This window comes from Nitrospirota bacterium (assembly GCA_016180645.1).
Classification (GTDB): Bacteria; JACPQY01; JACPQY01; order JACPQY01; family JACPQY01; genus JACPAV01.
The window spans coordinates 280705-301543 of the sequence record JACPAV010000003.1; the positions used below are offsets into that span (position 1 = coordinate 280705).

Sequence of the window (20839 nt, forward strand, 5' to 3'; positions counted from 1 at the left end):
TTTGAGATTTGAGATCTCGCGAGAGCGGGGTCACGCCGCCACCTCCAGAACCGCCACTTTCACGGCAGGGCCCATCGTGGTCGACACCGCCACGTTCCGGATGTAAATGCCTTTCACGCCGGACGGCTTTGCGCGCTGCACCGCTTCGAGGAGCGATTTGAAATTCTCCACCAATTTGTCTTTTCCGAAGGACGCCTTGCCGACCACCGCGTGCAGATTCCCCGCCTTGTCGACTTTGAACTCCACCTTGCCGGCCTTCAAATCCCGCACGGCCTTGCCCACGTCGAACGTCACCGTGCCCAGCTTGGGGTTCGGCATGAGGCCGCGAGGGCCGAGCACCTTTCCGAGTTTCCCGACTTTGGCCATGACATCGGGCGTGGCCACGACTTTGTCGAACTCGAGCCAGCCCCCATTGATCTTTTCCACCAAATCATCGAGACCGATCACATCCGCCCCGGCCTCCTGCGCCTCCTTGGCCTTGTCGCCCGCCGCGAAGGCCAGAACGCGCACCGATCGACCCGTTCCATTCGGGAGTAGAGCGGTTCCACGCACCATCTGATCCGCGTGCCTCGGGTCCACGCCCAATCGGAAAGCCACGTCCACGGTCTCATCGAACTTCACGAATTTCCTCTGGAGAATCATGTCGAAGGCGTCCGTCGCTTCGTAGCGCTTGTTGCGATCGATCCCCTCCCGGGCCTTCTCGGTCCGCTTCCCGTGGTCAGCCATCAGTTCCCCTCCACGGTAATGCCCATGCTTCTCGCCGTGCCCGCCACGGTGCGCATGGCGGACTCCACGCTGTCCGTGTTGAGGTCGGGCAGCTTCTTCTGCGCGATTTCCTTCACCTGGGCCATCGTAACCGTTCCCACTTTTTCGCGGCCCGGCTGGGCGGTTCCCTTAATAATGTTGGCAGCCTTCTTGAGAAGCTCCGAAACCGGCGGGACTTTCACAACGTAGGTGAAGCTGCGGTCCGAGTAGACCGTCACCTCCACCGGAAGAATCGTTCCCGACTCTTTCTGGGTCTTCGAGTTGAAGTCCTTCACGAACTCGCCGATGTTGACGCCGTGCTGGCCGAGGGCCGGACCGACCGGTGGGGACGGGCTCGCCTGGCCGCCCGGGATCATCAGCTTGATTTTGCGCATCTCCTTCTTGGGAGCCATCAGTCTCTCTCCACTTGGTCAATGTCCAGCTCGACCGGCGTGGGCCGGCCGAAAATGCTGAACGTCACTTTCACCGTCTTGTGGTCCACGTTGAGCTCGTCCACGATTCCCGAGAAACCGACGAACGGTCCGGCCGTGACGCGGACGTGATCGCCCTTCTCCAGCGTGGTGCCCGGCTTCATCTTCAGCGTGCCGTCTTCGATCTGTTTCGACAGATCCTCCACCTCGGAGTCCGGGATGATGGCCGGCGTCTTGTTCCCACCGACAAATCCCGTGACGCGCGGGGTGTTCCGCACCAGGTGCCAGGTCTTCTCGTTCAGGTCCATCTTCACGAGGATGTAGCCCGAAAAAACCGGCCGCTTGACCGTCTTGGGCTTGTTCCTCTTGGTTTCCGTGACTTCCTGTGAGGGGATCAGGATATTGTCGAAATACTCCTGGAGGCCACTCGCCTTCACCCGGTCCTCGAGACAGGACTTGGCCACGTTTTCATAGCCCGAGAGGGTGTGAACGAGATACCACTTCTTGTTCACAACCGCCTTGGTCACTTCCGCCTCACTCAAGGATCCACCTCATGACTCGGCTGAATACGGCATCGAGCGACGCCAGGATCACCATCACGGCGATGCACGTCGCCACCACGACGGTTGTCGAAAGCATCACCTCTTTCCGCCCGGGCCAGGTGACGCTCTTCAGCTCGATGACGACCTCGCGGAAATACTGCGTGGATTTTCGCACCGTCTCCATGATCCGGGCGGGGGAAAGAGACTGGGCCAGGGAGCCGATCTTGACCTTTTCAGCCAGACGCTCCCCGATGGGGGCCTTCTCTTCAACCTTGTCACCGCCTTCGTGAACAATCGTGTCCGCCATCATCCTCAATCCTTGTGCTTCCCATCCACATCGACCGGTTCCAAGGTCGAGCAGGCCAGGAGGGATTCGAACCCCCAACCCGCGGTTTTGGAGACCGCTGCTCTGCCAGTTAGAGCTACTGGCCTGTACGCAAGAGAATTCCATCCGCCGGTGCCAGAACCGAGCATGAGCGCCCCTCAGACCTTCGTTTCCTTATGGTTGGTATGCTTCCTGCAAAACCGGCAGTACTTCTTGAACTGCAGTTTGTCCGGCGTGGTCGTCTTGTTCTTGGACGACGTATAGTTCCGGCGCTTGCAAACTTCACAGGCCAGCGACAGTAACGCGCGCATTCGATCCCTCGCGATTCAGCGGCCGTCCGCCGGTGGACCTGCCGGCAGGCCCCAAGAGCCCACCAGCGGGATTGAACCGCTGACCTCACCCTTACCAAGGGTGTGCTCTACCAACTGAGCTAGGTGGGCGACGCTAAGAGCCGATAGCCTCTCCATTCGTCGTCCCCGGAGCAGAGCGAAGGGGGCGACCCGAAAGCGGGCGATGGGAGTCGAACCCACGACCCTCTGCTTGGAAGGCAGATGTTCTACCCCTGAACTACGCCCGCAGGATCCCAAGCGATGAGCTATGAGCAATGAGGACAAAGCGGCCCGCGCTTGAATTCCTTGGTTCGACCTCATCGCTTTGACCTCATCGCTCATGCCGGATGGGTGGAGAGGGAGGGATTTGAACCCCCGAAGGCGTACGCCAACAGATTTACAGTCTGTCCCCGTTGGCCGCTTGGGTACCTCTCCCTCATGTCGAGCGCAAACTTTTTCGTACATCCGCTTGTATCTTTCGCTTGATTCCTGATTCGAGGCGCAGGCTCGTCTATGACCTTCCGGCTTCCGCCGAGCCCGCTGTCCGCTTGAAAACGGCAGACGGGCTGGCGGAGGGATTTGAACCCCCGACCTGCTGATTACAAGTCAGCCGCTCTACCACCTGAGCTACACCAGCAAAAAAAATCATGAACGTATCCTGTCCCGCTCTAGCTTTCATTTTGCAGAGAAGGCCCTAGCAAAGACCTTGCCGTTTTTTTGGACATTCTAGTCAGAACCGCTGTTTTGTCAACTGACCTTGGCCGGTGGCGGCGAAGGTCATCCGGTGCGAGTCGAAGCCGAGTTGAAAGGACACCCCCCGCCGGGGGGTGATCCCCTACGGAGTCCCCGAATAAGTCGCGAAGGAGTTCTCGGTTTCCCAGAGGCGGACGGTGCTCACGGGGTACTGCTGAGCACTCACGAAATCGAAAATCAGCTTGGCCAGGTTCTCGGCCGTCGGATTCACGTCCATGGTAAAGTAGGGCTCGCCAAGGGCGGACAGGCTGGACACGAGCGGATCGTCCTTACGAAGAATCATCTTGTGGTCAAGTTCTCGATCGATCCATTCCTGAACCACCCGCTTGATGTCGCCGAAATCCACCACCATCCCCCGTTTATCCAGCTTGTCCGATGTCAGTTCGATTTCCACCCGGCCGTTGTGACCGTGCGGGTGCTTGCACTTCCCTTCATAATTCAAAAGACGGTGCCCGTAGCAGAAGTTGAGAATGCGGGTAACTCGAAACATTTCAGGTGCCTCCGTTGCGTTTTCGAAGGTGTAAAACCCGGTAGCCATTTTTGAACCTGTCGGTGTTCCCCAGCTCGACCGATCCCCATCGCCCCGACGCCCGAAGGGCGCTCATAAGTCCCGCCAAGTCGGATTCCCTCACGATCCGGAGCCGCTCCCAAGCCCGGACCTGCCGCTTCTCTCCACCGGATTCGAGCGTCCAGTCATATCGGTAGATCCTGAACCCGTCTCCCGGATGACGCTCCTCCCGAATGCGCAAACCGGCGAGCGTGGAGCCTACGCGGTATCGCGCGGTCCCGCGCGGTGGAGTGTGGGGATGGGTTGTACCCACGTGCAGGTCAAACACAAAGAATCCTCCAGGGCGCAGGAGCGATCCCACCGCCGCACAGAGGGGAAGCATGCTTCCGAACAGGAAGTCCAGGAGTGCGCTGAGACCCAACATGTATGCCCCGTCGAATCGCCGCCCATTCGAACGAAGCTCCAGCACATTCCCCAACTGAAAACGTGCTCGGCGCGCGAGACCGGACTCGCGGGCCTTCCGGGTCGCCAGGTCCACCATTCGCCGCGATGCGTCGATTCCCGTGACATGGTGTCCTTTCCGGGCCAGCACCAGCGCATGCGAACCCGTTCCGCAGCACAGGTCGAGCAGGGTTGCTCCGCGGGAGGCTTGCGCGGGGCGGGCCGCTCGTTCGATGAAGCGGCATTCCGCGTCGTAATCGTGCCACGCGCTATCGGCATCATAGAGGGAGGCCAAGACTCCCTGATACTTAGCCGGCAAATCCACCGCCATCAAGCCAGATGCCGGCCGCCATCGACGGGGATGACGGCCCCGGTGATGAAGTCCGACCCTTCTACAAGGAAGACGACCGTTCGCGCGATGTCTTCCGGCGACCCGATGCGCTTCAATGGCGTTGCGCGGATGATGGAACGTCGGATCTTGATTCCCCATTCATCAGGTAGGAGAACCGCACCCGGGGCCACCGCATTCACTTGAATCTCAGGCGCCAGCTCCACGGCGAGGGCCCGCGTCAATCCCACCAGCGCCGCCTTCGAGGCGAAATAGGCGGTGTAGTTCCGGTAGGGCCGTGTCACATCGGAGTCGATAATGTTGATGATCTTGCCGCCGCGCCGTTGTTTCATCCCCTTTGCCGCTTGTTGGGACAGAAAAAAAGCGCCCCGCGCATTGACGTTCATGTGCTTCTCCCAATCCGCCTCCGTCGTGTTCTCCCAGGGCCGGGGCTCATAGACCGAAGCGCAATGGATGAGGACAGATAGTCCACCCAGCTCCCGCTCGGCTTGTTGCACCACCGCGCGCGCGCCGTCGATTCGAGCCAGATCGCCCCGGACGGCCGCGGACCGCGCTCCCATCGCGCGGATCTGCCGCACGGTGTCCATCGCGTCGTTCCGGGATGAGCGATAGTGCACGGCCACACTTGCGCCACGTTCTCCGAGCACGAGAGCAATCGCCCGGCCCACGCGGCGCGCCGCGCCCGTAACCAGAACGGAACGACCGCGCAAATCCATCAATCGCGCTCCAGTGGATCCGTCACACCGGCTCCATGGAACCCCGAATGACGCTCCCGGCAGGAGGAGCATTCCCGGCAGTGGGCGTCTCCGTCTCGAAGGCAGCTCCAGGTGAGTTCAAAGGGCACGCCCAGGTCGTTTCCCATCCGCACGATCTGCGGTTTATCCATTGAAACGAAAGGCGTAATAATTCGGCAACGGTGGTTTCCGGAGCGAAGGGAAGCGGCCGCAATCAGGGTATTGAGGGATTCGAAGTACTCCGGACGGGCATCCGGGAAGGAATCCGCATCCGATCGGATGTGGCCGCCGTAGATCTCCGGTAAGGACCACTGCTCCGCCATCGACGCGGCGATGCCGTAGAACATCAGATTCCGGCGCGGGATGTAATTCGAGAAGGCTTCGTTCGGAGTTTCAACGAACGGGAGCGAGACGCGGTGGATCCGCTCAATGCCGGCCGATCGCGCAAGGGATTCCGCGGCCCGCCGTTCCGCGTTGAGGCGTGCCGGAAAGTCGAAATCCAGAACAACGGGCGTTCTCCCCTGCGCCTTCACCCAGGCCAGGAGAACGGCCGAATCCAAACCGCCTGAAAGCAGAACCAGGACTTCCGCGGCCATGATTCGCCGAAGGTACCAGACTTGCAGCGCGCGGACAACGCGGCGCCAAGGTCGGGCCGTCCACCTTGATGATGGGATCACCGCGTGGTACGTTTCTCCGCCCGTGGAGATCCTCAAGGACCGCTCGTTCCAACTGGTCACCGCGAGCAATTTTTTCTTTCATCTGACCTTCACGGCCTTTTTTCTCCTGCCTTTGTACGTTCAGTCGCTCGGCGGCGACGAGGCCGAGATCGGCATTATCATGGGATCTTTCGGGCTGACGTCCATGTTCCTGATTCCGCTCGTGGGCAATCTACTGGATCGATACGGACGGAAGCCTTTCCTGTTGCTCGGCTGCATCTTGATGGCCGTTGTTTCCCTGGCCTTCGGACTGATTCGGGACTACGACCCGTTCCTGTTTGGCGCCCTCCGAGCCTTGCAAGGGGCCAGCTTCTCCTGCGCCTTCATTGCGGCCAACGCGCTCATCGTGGATTTCGCGGAGCCCTCCGAGCGCGCCCGCGCCATTGGATATTTCGGCGTCTTTACGCTCGTCACGCACGCGATCGGGCCCATAATCGGCGAAGTTCTCCACGGAGTGATCGGCTATCGGTACGGTTTCCTTATTTCGACGGGCTGGAGCCTCGTGGGACTCCTTTTCGTGTTTCCGCTGCGAGAACCCGACCGGCCGGCCGAGGCCCGGGGCGGCGGCCATCCGCCTCGTGAATCGATCGGAATGCGGCTCCGGACGCCCCTGGCGACCGCCCTGCTGACAGGAGCCAGCTTCGTGGCCGTCCTCATCTTCGTGCCCGTACTGATGGAGACCCGGGGGTTGCGCCCCGTGAGCACTTTCTTCATTGGATACACGGCCGCGGCCACGGCGATGAGGCTTTTCTGCGGCGGCCTGTCGGATCGATGGGGGCGGCGTCCGACCATCTCGCTTTTTCTCACCGTGTTCTGTCTGAGCACGCTGGTGCTGACGTTTGCGCCGAAAATGGAGCGCGGACTCTGGCCGCTGATCATTTTCGTTTCCCTGGCCTTCGGCGCGAGCCACGGCATGCTCTATCCCACTCTCAGCGCTCTGGTGGTGGACATGATGCAAGAGAACCAGAAGGGCCGCGCCGTCGCCTACTACAGTGGCGCGTTCAATGTGGGCGCAACGCTGGCGGCGTTTGCCCTGGGACCCGTGCTGAAGGCCTACGGCTACACCATCATGTTTGTGTGCTCCACGGCCGCCGCCTTGCTGGCTCTTCTGGTCTTTCACATCCCGACCACCGTCCCGGGGGCGAAACGAGCCGATGGAACTTGACGGCGGAGCGCGGATCGCGCTCGCGGTGCTGGGAGTCCTCTGCGGCATGTTCGGCGAGATCGTGTTCACGGCCGTAGCCGATTTCATCTCGCCTTCCTTCATCAAGAGTTGGAACGCCCACGCGAGGGGGTCCATCACCCAGGAAGCGCCGGCTTGGAGGGAGAAGCGGGATCGCCGGCTGACCGGCTACACCTTTCTTTGGATGATTCCCGTCTACGCGACAGGGACCCTTCTCTATGCTCCGGTGCACAACGCGATGGACTCATGGCCGACCCTGGTTCGAGTCGTTATCACGGCTTCGTATTTCTATGCTCTCGAATTCGGATTCGGCCTTCTCTTCAAAGGCCTCCTGGGCCGATGCCCGTGGGACTATTCCTACTCGCGGTGGTCATTCCTCGGCGTCATACGATGGGACTACGCCCCCTCCTGGCTGGCGCTCGCTTTTGGCATCGACCACTTCTGGCCCAAGATTCTTCAGGCCGCCCGCGTGCTCTCCCCCATCCTCTGGCCCTGAATCGGTCGCCCGATCTCTTCGTTGACCTGACGAGTAGAGCGATATGCGTTACCTCGGCCGCCAAGCCTACGAGCCCCCCCCTTCTGATCCGGTTACCTAATATGAAGCCAACCCATGTATTTTCTTAAGTGTTGCAACGCCTCCCCCAACGTTGGTGCGGGCGAATCTCCCCGGGAAAGACTAACCACGGTGGGAACGCCCATCGTGGAGAACGGCTCGTCACGTACTTCCGGAAAGGCTCTCGAGAGGTGCTTAAAAGTCGCCTTCTCCATCTGAGCCGGATATTGTTTCTTCAGTTCATCTACCATCGCGTTAATGTGGGAATAGACAATGTCGCCGTAGGCCAGCGCCTCATCACTCGTGGGAATATAGCCTTTGTGGACGACTGCATTTCGAAATTCTCGCCATGTACGCGTCTGAGCCTTCGAGGCCCCCGACAGCTCCGGCTTCACATCTTCAATCGTCGCAGCAGCCGCTCGATTCTCCATCATGTAGACAAAGAGATAGGCCCCGAATTGCCTTTCCGATTGATTGACAACCCACTTCCAAGTCTGGTCGTATGTCTCATCCACAATGTTGTTCTTGATGGAGATCACTCGCGTGTAATATTCGTAGAACCTCTCCAGCGCCGAGGCCATGCTTGTTACGGCCTCTCGGGGATAGCCGTCCAGGAGAGCCATCGCCCCGATCTCGAATAGGACCTCAAACTTCTGCTGTTGCAGAGCCGTGACACTCCTATGGCCTCTCCCGCAGACCACAATGAACAACCCATCGTCCCTCATTTCGGCCGCCATAACCTCCGGGTCTGCTTGGAAGTTTTCACGCATGCATTGCATGCACGAGATCCGTAGTCTCATCTGCCCTCCAACTCCCTATCCCCGCGATCCAATGCGAAGTTGCGGTGCCTACGGTGTGCCAAGGACCACCTCCTCTACCCGCCGGACATGAAGTCAAAGCAGACCAAGCGCAGGCTCTCACGGCTGAGCTGCGTGGGCTTGCGGTTTGAACCTCCGGCCCCCACGCCCCCGGCGGCCCCATACTTCCCCATGAGATCCTCTATCACTCCAACCAATCCCCTCACGTCCTTTCCCCTTTGGAAGGCCTTGTGGGCGGACCGCAACTCCGCCACCTGGACGCCCAGCAAGGGCCGACTCAGGAATCGGATCACTTCGATCGTGCGCTTCCGATCCAGGTCTGGGTGGTTCGCATAGCCTTGAAGAATGGTCGCCAGAGTTTGCTGGATGGGATCCACTGAGCGCGGCGCAGACTGTAGTGCCTTCTGTTCTTCTAGGGACCTGAGAATGCTCTCGATGATCCTCTCCTGGATTTCGAAGACATTCTTGAACATGCTCGGCTCGACCACCCGTGGGGTGTCGCGGTCACAGGCGATCAGATTCCCGATAATGTACCTGTTATCCAGAATGTCATCCGTTTTCGAATCGTAGTACTTCCAGAAATTCATGACACCCGATCCCGGAACGTCCGCCTGGAAAAAGAAGAAGATCCCCTTGGCTCCCGCCTTTACGAGGCCGGAGTGGATACCATCCGGGATCGAATCCAGCATTTCCTTCCCGCCGGCCCCGATGACCCCCCTCAACTGTTGGAGCAGGAATTCGCTGCTTGCCAGTTCCGCGAATTGTTCCTCCTCCTCCATGACGGCGCCATCTTCCTCGCTGATCCGCCGAAGGGTGTTGAAATTCCGGGGATGAACGGTTTCGCCAAGAACGCTGGCATCTAAGAACCCCGCCCGATCAATGTCGGCGATTTTTCTGCTCAGTCGCTCGACCAATCCGAGCAGGCGATCCAATCCGGCGTCCGGAAACATGTTGTAGATCCAGAGAACGTCGAAATCGCTCCCAATGCGATCAATCCGACCCGCTCGCTGGACCATCCTGGTCGGGTTCCAATGGAGGTCGTAGTTGATGAGATGCCCACAGTCCTGGAGATTCTGCCCCTCGGAGAGCACGTCCGTTGAAACAAGGATATGAATTTCCCGATCCGTGCCGATCCAGTCGGGCCTGTCGTTTGCCTTGGGGGCGAATCCCTGGACGATTCGGAGCCGCTCCTTGGGGTCGGCTCCGCTGTCCATCCGGCGGATGCTCACGCCTCCGAGTGATTTCCGGAACGCCTCGGCGGCGGGATTCTCGGGGTGCCCCAAGTGGCGATACAGGTATCGTGCCGTGTCCTTGTAATGGGTGAAGATCAGGACTCTCTTCCCGAGAAAATCCGTGGAGAGCAGATCCTTGAGCCGTGAAAGCTTGGCATCGGCCTCGGGTTTGATGTCCTTGATGCGGAGCCAGATGTCGTTAAGGATTTCAACGTCGTGTTGAACGGCCCTGTGGAGCTTTCGGAGGTCGTAGAGATTCGGATCGACCGTCCCAACAGATTCAAGAACCTTGCGCGCCTCCTCATTGGCGTCAATTTCCTCCGCCCGCGATAGCGGCGTCGCATCGTCCTCCTCTTCCTCGCTCGCCACGTATCTCATCGCCTTCTCGAAGTCTGAGCTTCTGATCAGACGGCCGCCCAGGATGTATTCCTCGAACGTCTTCAGGAATGAGAGGGCGCGGCGGACGCTGATTCGAAATGCCTCAACGCTCGACTCGAACCTCTTGAGATAACGGCTCTTGAAAATGCCGACGAGCGCCTCCTCACGGCCTGCTTCCATCTCGTCCACCTGCACCCCCTCCTTCTTGTAGTCCTCCAAGTTGTAGGGGGCGAGTTTCAACTTGTCGATCCCCGAGACAATGCCCTCATAGATACCGGCATAGGTGCGTTCCAAGTCGTAGCGGACGGTCTTCAGTTTTCGCTCCGGGAAATGAATCTTTTTCCCGCGGATCGTGGCCTCCGGGTAGGCTTTCCGAATGTGCGGACGGGTTCGGCGGATGACCGCTTCTTCCAGGAGGTTGTAGAGCGCAAACGTGGCGCTGTTTGCTCGTGATTCCCGCCTGGCCCGGAGGAAATACTTGTGCAGGTCTCCGATTCCGCAGGCCGCGAAATAGCTGCGATCACCCTTCGTGACGAGGCAGAATTGATTGTACAGGTCCAGCAGGTCATTGCTGATCGGCGTGGCCGTCAGCAGGATGATCTTCTTGGGCATGCCGTCCCGGCCCCTGCCCCCGTTGGTGCCGATAATCCTCTCGAGGCTTCCATACCGTTGGGCCGTGCGATTTCGGAAATTGTGGGATTCGTCCACCAGGAGGACGTCGGCATCGCCGAAGGGAGACGGGTCGAACTCCTCCCGTCCCAACTCTTCCTGGGAGACAACCGTCGCCGAGATGCTGGCTTCCCGCAGCTCACGCTCCCACATGTCGCGCAGGCTTGCCGGGCAGATGACCAGCGCCTTCTGGCGCATGTGGTAGGCGAAGTCTTCGAGGAGCTTCTTTCCGATCCACGTTTTCCCGAGGCCGACGGAGTCCGCGACCATGACTCCGTGGTAAATCCCAAGGATCTTGCGGGCTTTCTTGACTGCGTCCTCTTGGAATTCCGCCAACTCTACCGCTGAGCGCATGCCAGTCAGCGGGGCGTCTTCCAGTTCATCCTTGAAATATTCGTAGAGCGCCTTGAGGTAGACTTGGTAAGGCGTGTATTCCTTCTGACCGAATTTCGACGCGTCGAGCAGGTCGATGAGATCGTGCTTGAAATCCCGCGCGTCCTCCCATTGTCGGTCGTACCATTGTTCCAGCTCAATGATGGCGCGGGCACCCACCTCGCTCTTGAGGAGCTGCCTGTTCTCTACGGTGATTCTCTCGCTCGGCTTCGCGTCGGAGAGCCAGGCGACGGATCGGGCGGCCTCAGTATCCTCAGCCTCTGTCTTTTCCAGAAGAACTTTGTGCGCGAGATTCAGTTCCCGGTTTGACGTAAGGCCGGGCACGGTGAAGTTGGAGGACCCGACGATGGCCACGATGGGCCGAAAGCGATCAAACAGCATCTGCTGCCCCGGTCGGTCCGAGTAGAACAGCCAACATTTGGCGTGGAGAAATCCCTCATCGTGGAGACGCACCAAGACCGATTCACGGCGTAGGTAGGCGATCAGGTCCTCGACAAGGCTTAGGGTCCTTTCCTCAAAGGGGAGGGCTTCAAGGTCCTTGCGAATCAGGCCCCGAATCGCCGCCGGATCGGGCCGGAGGCCAATCTGTTCCCCTGTGGTCGGTTCAGAGCCAAGCAGGAGTCGAAGATTGCCAAGCCCGGACAGGCCCTCTTTCACCAGGCCGAAGCCGCCGACCGTGAAATAGGCCGAGGCCACATCGAGGGATCGGCCCTTGTGCGCTTCGAGAAGCGCCTTGAGGACACCCTGCAAATGGTGTGTTTGATTGTCGATGACATAGGGTATTTTCATCACGACCCTCAATGTTTCGTGTCGACAAGATAACCCGATCGGCCCGAGCACCGGTAGCCATTTTTGTCTTTGTGGGGGTTTAGACGTCCGTTATTCTTCGTTCGACTGAACTTCTTCCCGCAGTAGGAACATTCAAACACGTAGGTGGGTCTCCCCCGTCCCCGTGCACTCGAAGACCGAATTCGAGCGCCTGAGCCGCTGCCCTCTGTGGACCGTTGGGCCGTCGGAGGCGTGAGGAAGGGACCGGAAGCGGTCAGCTCAACCGCATACCTGGGCACGAACGGAATTTGCGTCACGGTTGCTCCCTGAATCCGATCCACGCGATAGGATCTGGATTCTCCTGTTTGGTGCTTGACAGCGTAGAGAAGGAAACGACCGTCCTTGGTTCGCCGCAACGAATAAGGCTCGATGAGCCGTCGGCTGCCTTGGTATCCAAGCTCTACGCAGAGCCGGTTCGCTGCTGCGAAACGAATCGTCTCAAGCGGAACCGGTGAGTGCCAAGCCTGTGCCATGGCGGGCGGGCGCCATGGCTCGTCAATCTCGGTGACGGTGATCGGGAACGCAGGCAGTTCCTTCTTCTGTGCGCTGCCTTGCATCCATTCGAGAACCCCGGGCAGTTCCTGCCAAAACTGCTCGAAGGGCGGGAGGGTTGGCAACTGGTGTTTGAGCATGCTTTCCCAATCCGCTTGCAACTCCCGGAGGCCGGGGTGATTCGTGAGATCCACCATTGTCGGAACGGAGAAACCTTTGAAGGCGCACTTCTTCTCAAGGGCATCCATCAGGAGGTGACGGTCCGGCGCGGCTCCATTGTACCGATGCAGGTGGATGACATCGTAGAGGTCTCGCGGCCTCAGCCGATCCCTCAGCGCCCGCAACTTCTCCGCGAATACCTCCTCGAATCGATAGCAGAGTATTTCGATTCCGCCGCCCGGTCCGTCCGAATACGGATGGTGCACGGGACGCTTCGCCGCCTCCAGCACGACCACTTCATCGGCCGTCAAATCGAGCCTGATCCGCGGCAGATCGCCGCGCATCCCCAAGGGGCCTCTGAATCCGAGCCGCCCTTGTGCCGACTGACCGCCCCTGGGATTCGTGTAGATATCGAAGCGGTGCGCATCGGCAGGCAGCTCTATGCCGGTCGCCTCATAAGTCCATGTAGCGACTTCGGCAAACGTTTTCGAAAGGAATTCCTCCTTCAGGTGATCCGGATCTCTCAAGGTGAAATCCAGGTCTTCCGAGAAACGGTACGTCTCGAAAAAGCATTTCTTGAGACATGTGCCTCCCTTGAAGATCCAGCTTGAGCCAAGTGCATGGTGGTGCGCGATGCCCGCCAATAACCAACCCAGGACATAGTCCTTCTCAACGATGTTCGGGGCGAGCCCGAATTCTCTCGCGAGGTCCATGATTTCTTGCTTGTCGATCACTCCGGTTTTTCCCTTGGCCAACTTTCAGGCACCCACAGACGCCATCTGGTGATGAGCCGTTTGCCCCGAACCGCCGGGTCAAGTTGGGCGTTGCCCGTGGGCATCTTCGCCCTGCACATCTTGAGGGATTCCTTTTCGTCGGGCGCGTACCGCTCCAACAGGTAGCCGAGGCGTTTGAACACCGCACCGTTACCGAGTCGAATCGCGTAATCAATGATCCGGTTCATGTCCCTGCTCCTTAATCTCAGGTAGCTTGAGAACATGTCCGCCATGGAGCGAATTCCGCCTCCGACCTTGGGATCATCCAGCATGTCGAGAATCGTCCGCGCTTCATCTGATACGAACACCTTGACTTGCCCCCGCCAAACCGGCTTCAGCCCGAAGAGGACACCTTCAGGCACAGTCTTCAGCAGAAATGGTGTGCCTTTCAGCACCGGATTTCGTATTCGCGGACGTCGGGTTGTCATGACGACGACCGCCCGGAAAATCTGTTCCGTCAGCCCCCAATGGGCTGCCGCGCTCCACCCGCCGATGTAGCAAGGAGAATAGAGTTTCTCGGCGATCAGCCAAGGATCTTCGAGGGGAACATCGGCCGTCCTGGATTCGAGCGGTACGGGGACATAGAGCCCACGGCGAACCCGCGAGAGCCACCCCTTCTTGGCCCAGCGGGACAGCAGCTTCGCCGCTGCGGTCGAACTGAATCCAAGCGCTCGGCTGGCCTCTTTTAGAGACACAGCTCCCTTGGAGGTCCGGAGGACCTCGGCTAGTCTTTGCCTATCGAGCCTCCCGAGTCCACCCACTTCACCCTTGGCCAGTGCAGTATATCCTAAGCGCATTTATTCATACTAGAGGTGAATAGCTGCTCTGTCAATATACTCACTTTTTCCGCCTATCCGTTGGCAGCGAGAATGGGGAGCGACCTCAAACGAGTTTTGGTGGCTGCTGCCTGCCCGGTTCTTCGGAGAGCGTCTGATTGTCGATGACGTACGGGATATTCATTGGAAAATGAATAGGGCGATCACGCCGCGCGCTATTGAATCACTATCCTCAATTTGGCGATCGAAGCTCAGCATCTCCGAGACGAATTTGCTCATCCCCTGAATGTCATAATGCTCGCCACGCGCGGCCAAAGTATTGAATATGTAGCTCACCCCTGCCCGAGTCGAATTGTCGGCCCAGCTCAATTCTCTACTCTCAAGAGCAAATCCGCCGAACACGAAAATGTGCTTCATTGTGTAGTCGAGCATTGTGGGGAAGGCTTCGTCTTGAAGAAGCTGCGGCCGTGAATGCAATAGCTGGTACAAGTCAGTGGCCAGCCAACGCGCGAGTTGGCCAGCTTGCCGGGAGCAGGAAGGAACAGCCTCGCTCGGAAGCCGGTCGATACATTCCCGCACGGCTTCGCGCATCAGACCCGTAAGGAAGCTGGTGATTTCAAACGGTTTGAGCACGAGTATGCGCATCCATAACTCAATCAGCGCACCAAGCGAAACGAGGGCGTAGGCTGGCTGGTCTCTACGCTTTTCGAGGGCGAGGTCCAATAGCCTGTTCCCTGTCCACATTGCGCTTCGAAACGCCTCTGGGTTTCCGGAACGATGCAACCGACGTCTCAAGCTCGCGAAGCGTTTGGCTACACCATCTGGACTCTCCACCAACATCGCAACTGTCATGATTTGCCCGAAGCTCGTGACGAATAGATCCGTAATGCCCGCATAAGTGGAAGCGATCCACCGTTCCAAAAAGCTGTCAATGTCGTCGTGGAGGTAGTGGATTGCCGATACCGCCTCCTTCAGATCATCCTCGTTTTGAGGTCGCACAGGTATCAATTGGCGCAGCCTCTCAGCGAGGTGGATCATGGTTATTCCAACCTGATTCGGTATGCGCTCGTGCGCAAGGGCACGACCCGCCTCCGCAAGCGCGAAAACACGTTTGGATGCGATGCCGATTTGGTCCGGCCTCTTCATCATCTGAGCCAGCTTCTTCCCGATCAATCCAATACATTCCGAGAAACTGATCAGGTAGCGCATTTGGACGAAAAAGAACGCACGTTCTTCCAGCCATGCTGCCGCAGCCATCGGATCTTCATCGCACTCGAAAAGCTTGGCATTACAACCAAAGCCCAAAAGACCCATTGCCGTGGACCACATCTCGTGTTCTTCGCTTTGAATGTGAATCTGGATGAGTACCTCGATGTATATGTTGACGGCAACTCGGTCTCGCACTCCTTCCCATGTACGCGTCTCAAGTTCTCTCAGACCCACCGTAAAACACTCGTCTACCAGCGCCTCCTCCGATTGCCGAATCCAAAATGATAGCTGTTGGTAGAGGGCGTCGGTGTCGGGATGGAGCAACAGTTTTCGACGGTTTTCCGCGGGCGGTAATCGAACCTCCAAGACCCGCCTCCATGCTCGCCGCATTATTTCGTGTGGTGTAACCATTCGGATCATGGCCCATAAACAGCCCGCGAAACAGCCCGCGTAGACAACACCCGCGAGGAGGACTGAGTCGATCATGTCCTGAGGAAACCATCCTAAGAATAGGCCGCTGCTTAGAACGATCGGCGATGCTGAGAACACGGCAAGGGTGATCAGCAGCCATTTTCCTTGTCTTGCCCAAAAGTCCCTATCGGCGAGAATCCTGATGCTATCGAGGCGTCCTCCCCATACAAGCTGAAGGATTGCGACGGCAAGGCCGCCAAATGTTGCAAGTGCCAGGCCGAGATATCGTAGGGCCTCCGCAGGATTATCCATGACCCCGCATTCTCAAGACCGTATTCGAAATCCTACCATGCTCGGTGTGTACACTTGCCTTCACTTTGATCCTTCCACGATGGCGATTTCGCCATCGGTGAGGCCGTAGAGGCGACAAACAGTCCGATCAATCTCCCTCTCGATTTCCTTCGCATCTCGCTTCTTTTCGGATACTTCGGCTACCAGCCCTGCCAACCTTTCGCGGTCCCGCTCTGGGAAGGCAGGAATCGGTATTTCACCAACGTATGTGGATCGCAGTTCGTAAGCCCCGCCTTCGAGCTTGGCGGCGACCTTGTCGAGGAACCACCACGCAACTCGCGAATTAAGGACCGCCAGAAGGGTCAAATCCCCGGAAGGTACGATCCAGGTCTTGTCGTTGGACAGGAAGGGCTTCGACGTGAAAGCGAATTGCTGATAGGTTGCGATGACTTGGTATCGAATCGTCGGCCTCCCGAATTCGGCGTAGTAGTCGATGCTGTCCTGGATTTCGTACCATTTGTATGAACCCGGCTTTCTGCCGCCCGGCACCCCAGGCGTAAGGCGTTTCTTGAACGGGAGAAGGTGCTCCTTGACTGCCGGGTAGCTGTTGATGTCAATCCCGCGCCTCGTAAAGATCAAGTACAACCCCGCCCATTCGACGCGCCAGCGTTTGATGTCACGGCCCCGCAGGAAAGGCTTGATGATCTGATCGCTCTTGGGATCCGCGGCAATCAACTTCTGACGCTTCGCCCCGTCGATCACGAACGCCTCGTTGTAGCCGGTCTTGATGCCATAGTAGAATTTGTCCCCGATCACCTCCCGCAACGGCCTCCCGCCCGCCCGAATCTTCTCCAAGAGTTTCAGCACTTCCGGCCTCTGGAGGGTCCATCCCTCGTCACGAAGAGTCCGAATGAGGATGGGCACCCCCCGCGTCTCGACCGTTTCCTTCACGTTTTCGGCCTCTCCCATCGTTTCCACGGAAAGCGTTTTCACTTGATGGCCTTCCACTGGATTTTCTTTCTGGGCGATTAGAACCAATGGGTACGCCGTCGCCTCCGGGAAGAGCGGCAGATCCCGGAAATCGATGATCTTTTCGACGGACTGCTTCTTCAGATATTTTCGCAAAGCTTCTCCGTAGCCGGCCCTCAAATACTTGTTGGAGGTGATCATTCCAAACCGCCCTCCCACCCGGCACAGGCCAAGACCCCGAGAGTAGAAATACACATAGACGTCCGCAACTCCGGAGTAAACATCCTTGTAGCAGACTTCATAAAACGGTTTGTCCTGTCCCAGCCCTTCCTGCCGGACGTACGGTGGATTTCCGACTACGGCGTCGAATCCGGCGCCTTCCAAACGCTCGATGGTCTGCTGGGTCCCCGGGCGCGGGCCATAGAAGACCTCCGGGAACTCGATCTCCCAATGGAAGAACCGCTTTTCCTCAGAGGCCCGCAACGCAGCCTCCAGGAGTTTCTTGTTTTCAGGGGACAGCTTCGCCTTGTCGGGCTTCAGGGACCACTCCGGCGCCGTCCGGTCCCGAAGGAACTCCTCGACTCGATTGTGAACGACCTTCTTCTTTCCCTTTCCTGACGCAACCGGTTCATTCCCGAACCACTGGCTCGCGTACGCGTCGAACAACCTCTTGAAGGGCGCAAGATACTCTACGGCCAGATTGTATTGCTTACGAGACTCTCGCGTCTGAGCGGATGTGACATCCGGCAGCGCACCCACTTGAATCATGGCCCCGGCAGCGGCCTTGACGCCTGCGAACTGGGTGCCGCCCAGCAGATTCAACTGGCCCTTCTGGACGTCCTGGAGGTCTTTTTCAGAAACACCGATCAGCGAGTTCCCGCAACGGAGGTGATGGTCCAGGAACGACAGCGGAGCGCCAAGCGTGAAACAGTCGAGCCAGAGGGAAACCTTGGCCAATTCGACCGCCATGGGGTTGAGGTCCACTCCGTAAATGCACCGTTTCAGGACGTGCCGTTTCAGCAGATTCACGTCCGTAAGCCGCCCCCGGTCGATCGAGATGCCCCGTTCATCCATCTCGGAAAAGATCGTATTGCGCATCCGCTCCAGATAGGCGGCGACGGGATTCCACGGGAAGGCATTCAGAAAATCGAGTGTTTTGTCCGTGATGAAGTCCACGGCCTCCACAAGGAAATGTCCGGAGCCCATCGCGGGGTCGAGTACCTTGATATTGAAAAGCTCGTCCACCAGTTCTTGCCCAACGAGATCTGCCTTGCTCGCCGGCTCAGGCTTGATGCCTTGCTTCCCCAGGGCCTCCTGTTTCTTAAAGAAGGCTTGTCGCGCCTGCTGGGCTTCGCGGAGTTTCGGCCGCATGGCCTCGAATTTCTCCTTGAAAACGGGACCGATGGCGTGTTCGACGATGTATTTCACGATGTAGTCCGGCGTGTAGTAGGACCCCGTAGCCTTCCGTTCCCGTTTGTTATTCTCAAGGTAGGACTGCCCCTTCCTGACAATGCGTTCCTGTTTCTCGGCCTTCTCCTTCGCGTTGGCATCCAGTTCCTCGAAGGGAACATAGAATTCCCGGTTCTTTTCTTTGACGATCGCGAGTTTCTCGCCGGCAATCCGAAGCTTGAATTCCAGCAGACCCTCATAAATCGAACCGAGTTGGCGGACGCCGAGCGACTTGTAGTCGATGAATACAAGCTCAAGCAGCTTCGGATCGGCATCCCTCGACAGGCGGTCCAGCGCGGGGGCGAGGAACGCATCCGCCACTTTGGCGGTGTTGAGGAATCGTGCGGACTGGGCTTCCGGCGTTTCGTCGTCCTTGTCGGGCTTCGTCAGGAACAGGCCGCCGTTGTACATCGGGACATTCATTGCGGGTTCGCCCTCGTCCACGACCCTGAACAATCTCAGCAGACGATCGTACAGACCATAGGAATCCTGCCTGAAGGCTTTTCCCAGGTTCTTCGCGGATTCGTCCTCAATCTTTCCGCCTGACTCGGCGATCTCCTTCTTGAGCTTCGTCAGGCTGGATTCGAAGTATCCTCTGACTTCTCTGACCGGCAACAAATCTCTCGCCTCCGCATAGAGAAGGAAAAGAATCCGGTACAGAGGCGTGAGCGTCCCCTGAAAAATCCGGTCGAGCGTCTCTTCGGTGAACGCGGACTTGGGGTCGACCTGTTCGCGAATGGAATGGATGAATCCGGATGCCAAATGCGGAAAGACATCCTCAAATACCCGTGTCTTTAGCCGCTCTCCCAGTTCTTTCGCGTACTCCTCGCTTTCGACCACAAGACGGTCCAGGAGGGATAGGTGAACCTTCTTCCCCTCGCGTTCCATTTCCTGCTTCTCGAATGCGGATCGACGGAAGACCGCCCAGAAATACCTGAACGAATCCGCGAAATCGCCGGATCGAGGACCCGACTCGGCCAGCACCTCATCGAGGTCGATCTCGTAGTAGTTGGTCGCCCTTGAATGCGTTTTCTGGGAATAGAGCCGCCAAAGCTTCCCGTTCGTCACGATGACCCACGGCGACTCCCCCTCTTCAAGCAAGCTCACGACGACGGCGCCTGGATTCTCTTCGGGGGTCTCCTTGTCGCGCCTGTCATCCTTACCGTCCAGCGATCTCGCCCACGGATAGACGAGGCATCCCGCGAGAAGAGTCTTCGGATCGTCTGGAGAATGGAGGCGATAGTCCGCCTCTGAAACCGGGCTTCCGGAGCGCTTTCCCTCGGCGCACTTGAAGCCCAGGGCATCCAAGACCGGCACCACAAGCTCCTTCCGTAGAACCGACTCGCTCTTATTGACGAACCGGTCGGCCGCACCCTGGTAGAGAGTTCGCAGGCGCAGATAGACCGGTTTCGGATCCTCTTTCCATGCGGAAGACAAGTCGGGCAGCCGTTTGAGGAGGTAGTAGTCGGAGAAGATCGCACGGTTGTTGAAATGGTCCTCCGACCAGTCCGCGGTGGCGTAGGCTCCGAGGAGCTTGTCGTATTGGGCGAAGGCGTCGCTCTCCGTCCACGTGAAGCGTCGGAGGACTCTGAGATGAACCCTCTCGGGCTTTAGCCGATCAACCGTAAGAATCCTTGGGCGGATGCCCACCTGTTTCTGGCCGATTCCGGCGGGTTCCTGCGTGTCCGGTGGGAGGTATTTTTCCAGGATAACGAAATCGAGCCGTTCATAGTCGCTCGTCAAAACCAGCAGGTAGTTCCCGGCCCTGTTGCGGAAGGCGCGGGCCAGCGTACGCGTGTGGGAGATATTGACACTTGACAGTTCGAGCAGATACACCTGAAACAGACCACCCTCCTGACTTGCGATCAGTTCGATGTTCTTGATCGGCCGTGTGGCTCCCTCCGCGGTAATTCCCAAATTCGCAGCGGTCTGTTTTGTCCGACCCGAGGTATCGTAGCCAAGCCTGGTGAAGAGCGCGGCTACTGCATCCGGGGATGATAGCGGCTGAACGTCGTGGTGGGTCAGTTCAAGGTCAAGAACGAGTTTCGACGCTTCATTCACGCCTTGAAATATCGGCCAGTTCGACCGCTGGGTCAACTCGCACGGTCAGGAAAGAGAACCCCGGCACTCTTACCCCAAGAAATGCCGGTCCTCCGGGGTCCAGTGGGCTACCTGACGATTTCCAGCAAACGCATCACCTTGGATCGCCCCGCTTGGTGGCATCCGGCCGGTCGCGGGACGGCCAAGCCCTCCTGGCGCCGCCCTGCAAGGTGGTGACGAGAACTGCCATATGCATCACCATCAGAGCCGGGGTCGCCCCATCGAAGATGTTCGGGGCTAGGTGCCGGCCATCGCCGGTGGGGGGTTGGCAACCCCTCAGGTGG

At 58.5% G+C, this 20839-nt stretch carries 17 protein-coding genes and 5 tRNA genes; 2 read left to right on the top strand and 20 right to left on the bottom strand.

Annotation, left to right across the window (positions count from 1 at the left end; all coding sequences use genetic code 11):
• Nucleotides 1–30: 30 nt before the first annotated feature.
• From HYT87_02795 to HYT87_02860, 14 genes are all read right to left on the bottom strand, one after another.
• Nucleotides 31–726 (bottom strand): 50S ribosomal protein L1, encoded by a 696-nt coding sequence (locus HYT87_02795; GenBank protein MBI2058677.1) that lies wholly within the window; start codon nucleotides 724–726, stop codon nucleotides 31–33.
• Complete coding sequence (rplK, locus tag HYT87_02800) at nucleotides 726–1157, bottom strand: 50S ribosomal protein L11 (protein ID MBI2058678.1); 432 nt, start codon at nucleotides 1155–1157, stop codon at nucleotides 726–728. The genes HYT87_02795 and rplK overlap by 1 nt, the downstream gene beginning before the upstream one ends.
• Complete coding sequence (gene nusG / locus HYT87_02805) at nucleotides 1157–1687, bottom strand: transcription termination/antitermination factor NusG (GenBank protein MBI2058679.1); 531 nt, start codon at nucleotides 1685–1687, stop codon at nucleotides 1157–1159. The genes rplK and nusG overlap by 1 nt, the downstream gene beginning before the upstream one ends.
• A 22-nt stretch (nucleotides 1688–1709) precedes the next feature.
• Nucleotides 1710–2024: a preprotein translocase subunit SecE gene (gene secE / locus HYT87_02810; GenBank protein MBI2058680.1), complete on the bottom strand. Its 315-nt coding sequence runs from the start codon at nucleotides 2022–2024 to the stop codon at nucleotides 1710–1712.
• A 51-nt stretch (nucleotides 2025–2075) separates the two neighbouring features.
• A tRNA-Trp gene (locus HYT87_02815) sits at nucleotides 2076–2149 on the bottom strand.
• A 51-nt stretch (nucleotides 2150–2200) separates the two neighbouring features.
• Nucleotides 2201–2353: a 50S ribosomal protein L33 gene (gene rpmG, locus HYT87_02820; protein MBI2058681.1), complete on the bottom strand. Its 153-nt coding sequence runs from the start codon at nucleotides 2351–2353 to the stop codon at nucleotides 2201–2203.
• A 56-nt stretch (nucleotides 2354–2409) separates the two neighbouring features.
• Nucleotides 2410–2482 (bottom strand) — tRNA-Thr (locus tag HYT87_02825).
• A 65-nt stretch (nucleotides 2483–2547) separates the two neighbouring features.
• Nucleotides 2548–2619: transfer RNA gene (locus HYT87_02830), tRNA-Gly, on the bottom strand.
• 104 nt (nucleotides 2620–2723) lie between these two features.
• A tRNA-Tyr gene (locus HYT87_02835) sits at nucleotides 2724–2806 on the bottom strand.
• 129 nt (nucleotides 2807–2935) lie between these two features.
• Nucleotides 2936–3008: transfer RNA gene (locus HYT87_02840), tRNA-Thr, on the bottom strand.
• 198 nt (nucleotides 3009–3206) lie between these two features.
• A complete protein-coding gene (gene queD / locus HYT87_02845; protein MBI2058682.1) occupies nucleotides 3207–3614 on the bottom strand; it encodes a 6-carboxytetrahydropterin synthase QueD in 408 nt (135 codons plus the stop codon).
• A gap of 1 nt (nucleotide 3615) precedes the next feature.
• Nucleotides 3616–4368 carry a methyltransferase domain-containing protein gene (locus HYT87_02850; GenBank protein ID MBI2058683.1) on the bottom strand — a complete coding sequence of 251 codons (753 nt, stop codon included), beginning with the start codon at nucleotides 4366–4368 and terminating at the stop codon, nucleotides 3616–3618.
• A gap of 35 nt (nucleotides 4369–4403) precedes the next feature.
• Nucleotides 4404–5141 carry an SDR family oxidoreductase gene (locus HYT87_02855; GenBank protein ID MBI2058684.1) on the bottom strand — a complete coding sequence of 246 codons (738 nt, stop codon included), beginning with the start codon at nucleotides 5139–5141 and terminating at the stop codon, nucleotides 4404–4406.
• Nucleotides 5138–5752: a 7-cyano-7-deazaguanine synthase gene (locus HYT87_02860; GenBank protein MBI2058685.1), complete on the bottom strand. Its 615-nt coding sequence runs from the start codon at nucleotides 5750–5752 to the stop codon at nucleotides 5138–5140. Before HYT87_02860 ends, HYT87_02855 begins: the two co-directional genes overlap by 4 nt.
• Between HYT87_02860 and HYT87_02865 the strand changes: the two genes are divergently transcribed.
• On the top strand, nucleotides 5751–7037 hold the full coding sequence (locus tag HYT87_02865; GenBank protein ID MBI2058686.1) for an MFS transporter: 1287 nt from the start codon (nucleotides 5751–5753) through the stop codon (nucleotides 7035–7037). The genes HYT87_02860 and HYT87_02865 overlap by 2 nt on opposite strands.
• Nucleotides 7027–7551 carry a hypothetical protein gene (locus tag HYT87_02870; protein MBI2058687.1) on the top strand — a complete coding sequence of 175 codons (525 nt, stop codon included), beginning with the start codon at nucleotides 7027–7029 and terminating at the stop codon, nucleotides 7549–7551. The genes HYT87_02865 and HYT87_02870 overlap by 11 nt, the downstream gene beginning before the upstream one ends.
• Nucleotides 7552–7643: 92 nt before the next feature.
• On the opposite strand, the gene HYT87_02875 is transcribed toward HYT87_02870, so the two are convergent.
• The 6 genes from HYT87_02875 to HYT87_02900 all read right to left on the bottom strand — a co-directional run bounded on the left by HYT87_02875 (nucleotide 7644) and on the right by HYT87_02900 (nucleotide 20516).
• Nucleotides 7644–8378 (bottom strand): hypothetical protein, encoded by a 735-nt coding sequence (locus tag HYT87_02875; protein ID MBI2058688.1) that lies wholly within the window; start codon nucleotides 8376–8378, stop codon nucleotides 7644–7646.
• 104 nt (nucleotides 8379–8482) lie between these two features.
• Entirely contained in the window at nucleotides 8483–11887 is a 3405-nt protein-coding gene (locus tag HYT87_02880; GenBank protein ID MBI2058689.1) for a helicase, read from the bottom strand.
• A gap of 8 nt (nucleotides 11888–11895) precedes the next feature.
• Nucleotides 11896–13311 (bottom strand): nucleotidyl transferase AbiEii/AbiGii toxin family protein, encoded by a 1416-nt coding sequence (locus HYT87_02885; protein ID MBI2058690.1) that lies wholly within the window; start codon nucleotides 13309–13311, stop codon nucleotides 11896–11898.
• Nucleotides 13308–14147, bottom strand: coding sequence for a type IV toxin-antitoxin system AbiEi family antitoxin domain-containing protein (locus tag HYT87_02890; protein ID MBI2058691.1), 840 nt, complete (start codon nucleotides 14145–14147; stop codon nucleotides 13308–13310). The genes HYT87_02885 and HYT87_02890 overlap by 4 nt, the downstream gene beginning before the upstream one ends.
• Nucleotides 14148–14306: 159 nt before the next feature.
• The gene (locus HYT87_02895) at nucleotides 14307–16058 is read right to left on the bottom strand and encodes a hypothetical protein (protein MBI2058692.1); all 1752 of its coding nucleotides are present in this window, start codon (nucleotides 16056–16058) and stop codon (nucleotides 14307–14309) included.
• Between the two features lie 60 nt (nucleotides 16059–16118).
• The gene (locus HYT87_02900; protein MBI2058693.1) at nucleotides 16119–20516 is read right to left on the bottom strand and encodes an Eco57I restriction-modification methylase domain-containing protein; all 4398 of its coding nucleotides are present in this window, start codon (nucleotides 20514–20516) and stop codon (nucleotides 16119–16121) included.
• Nucleotides 20517–20839: the final 323 nt, after the last annotated feature.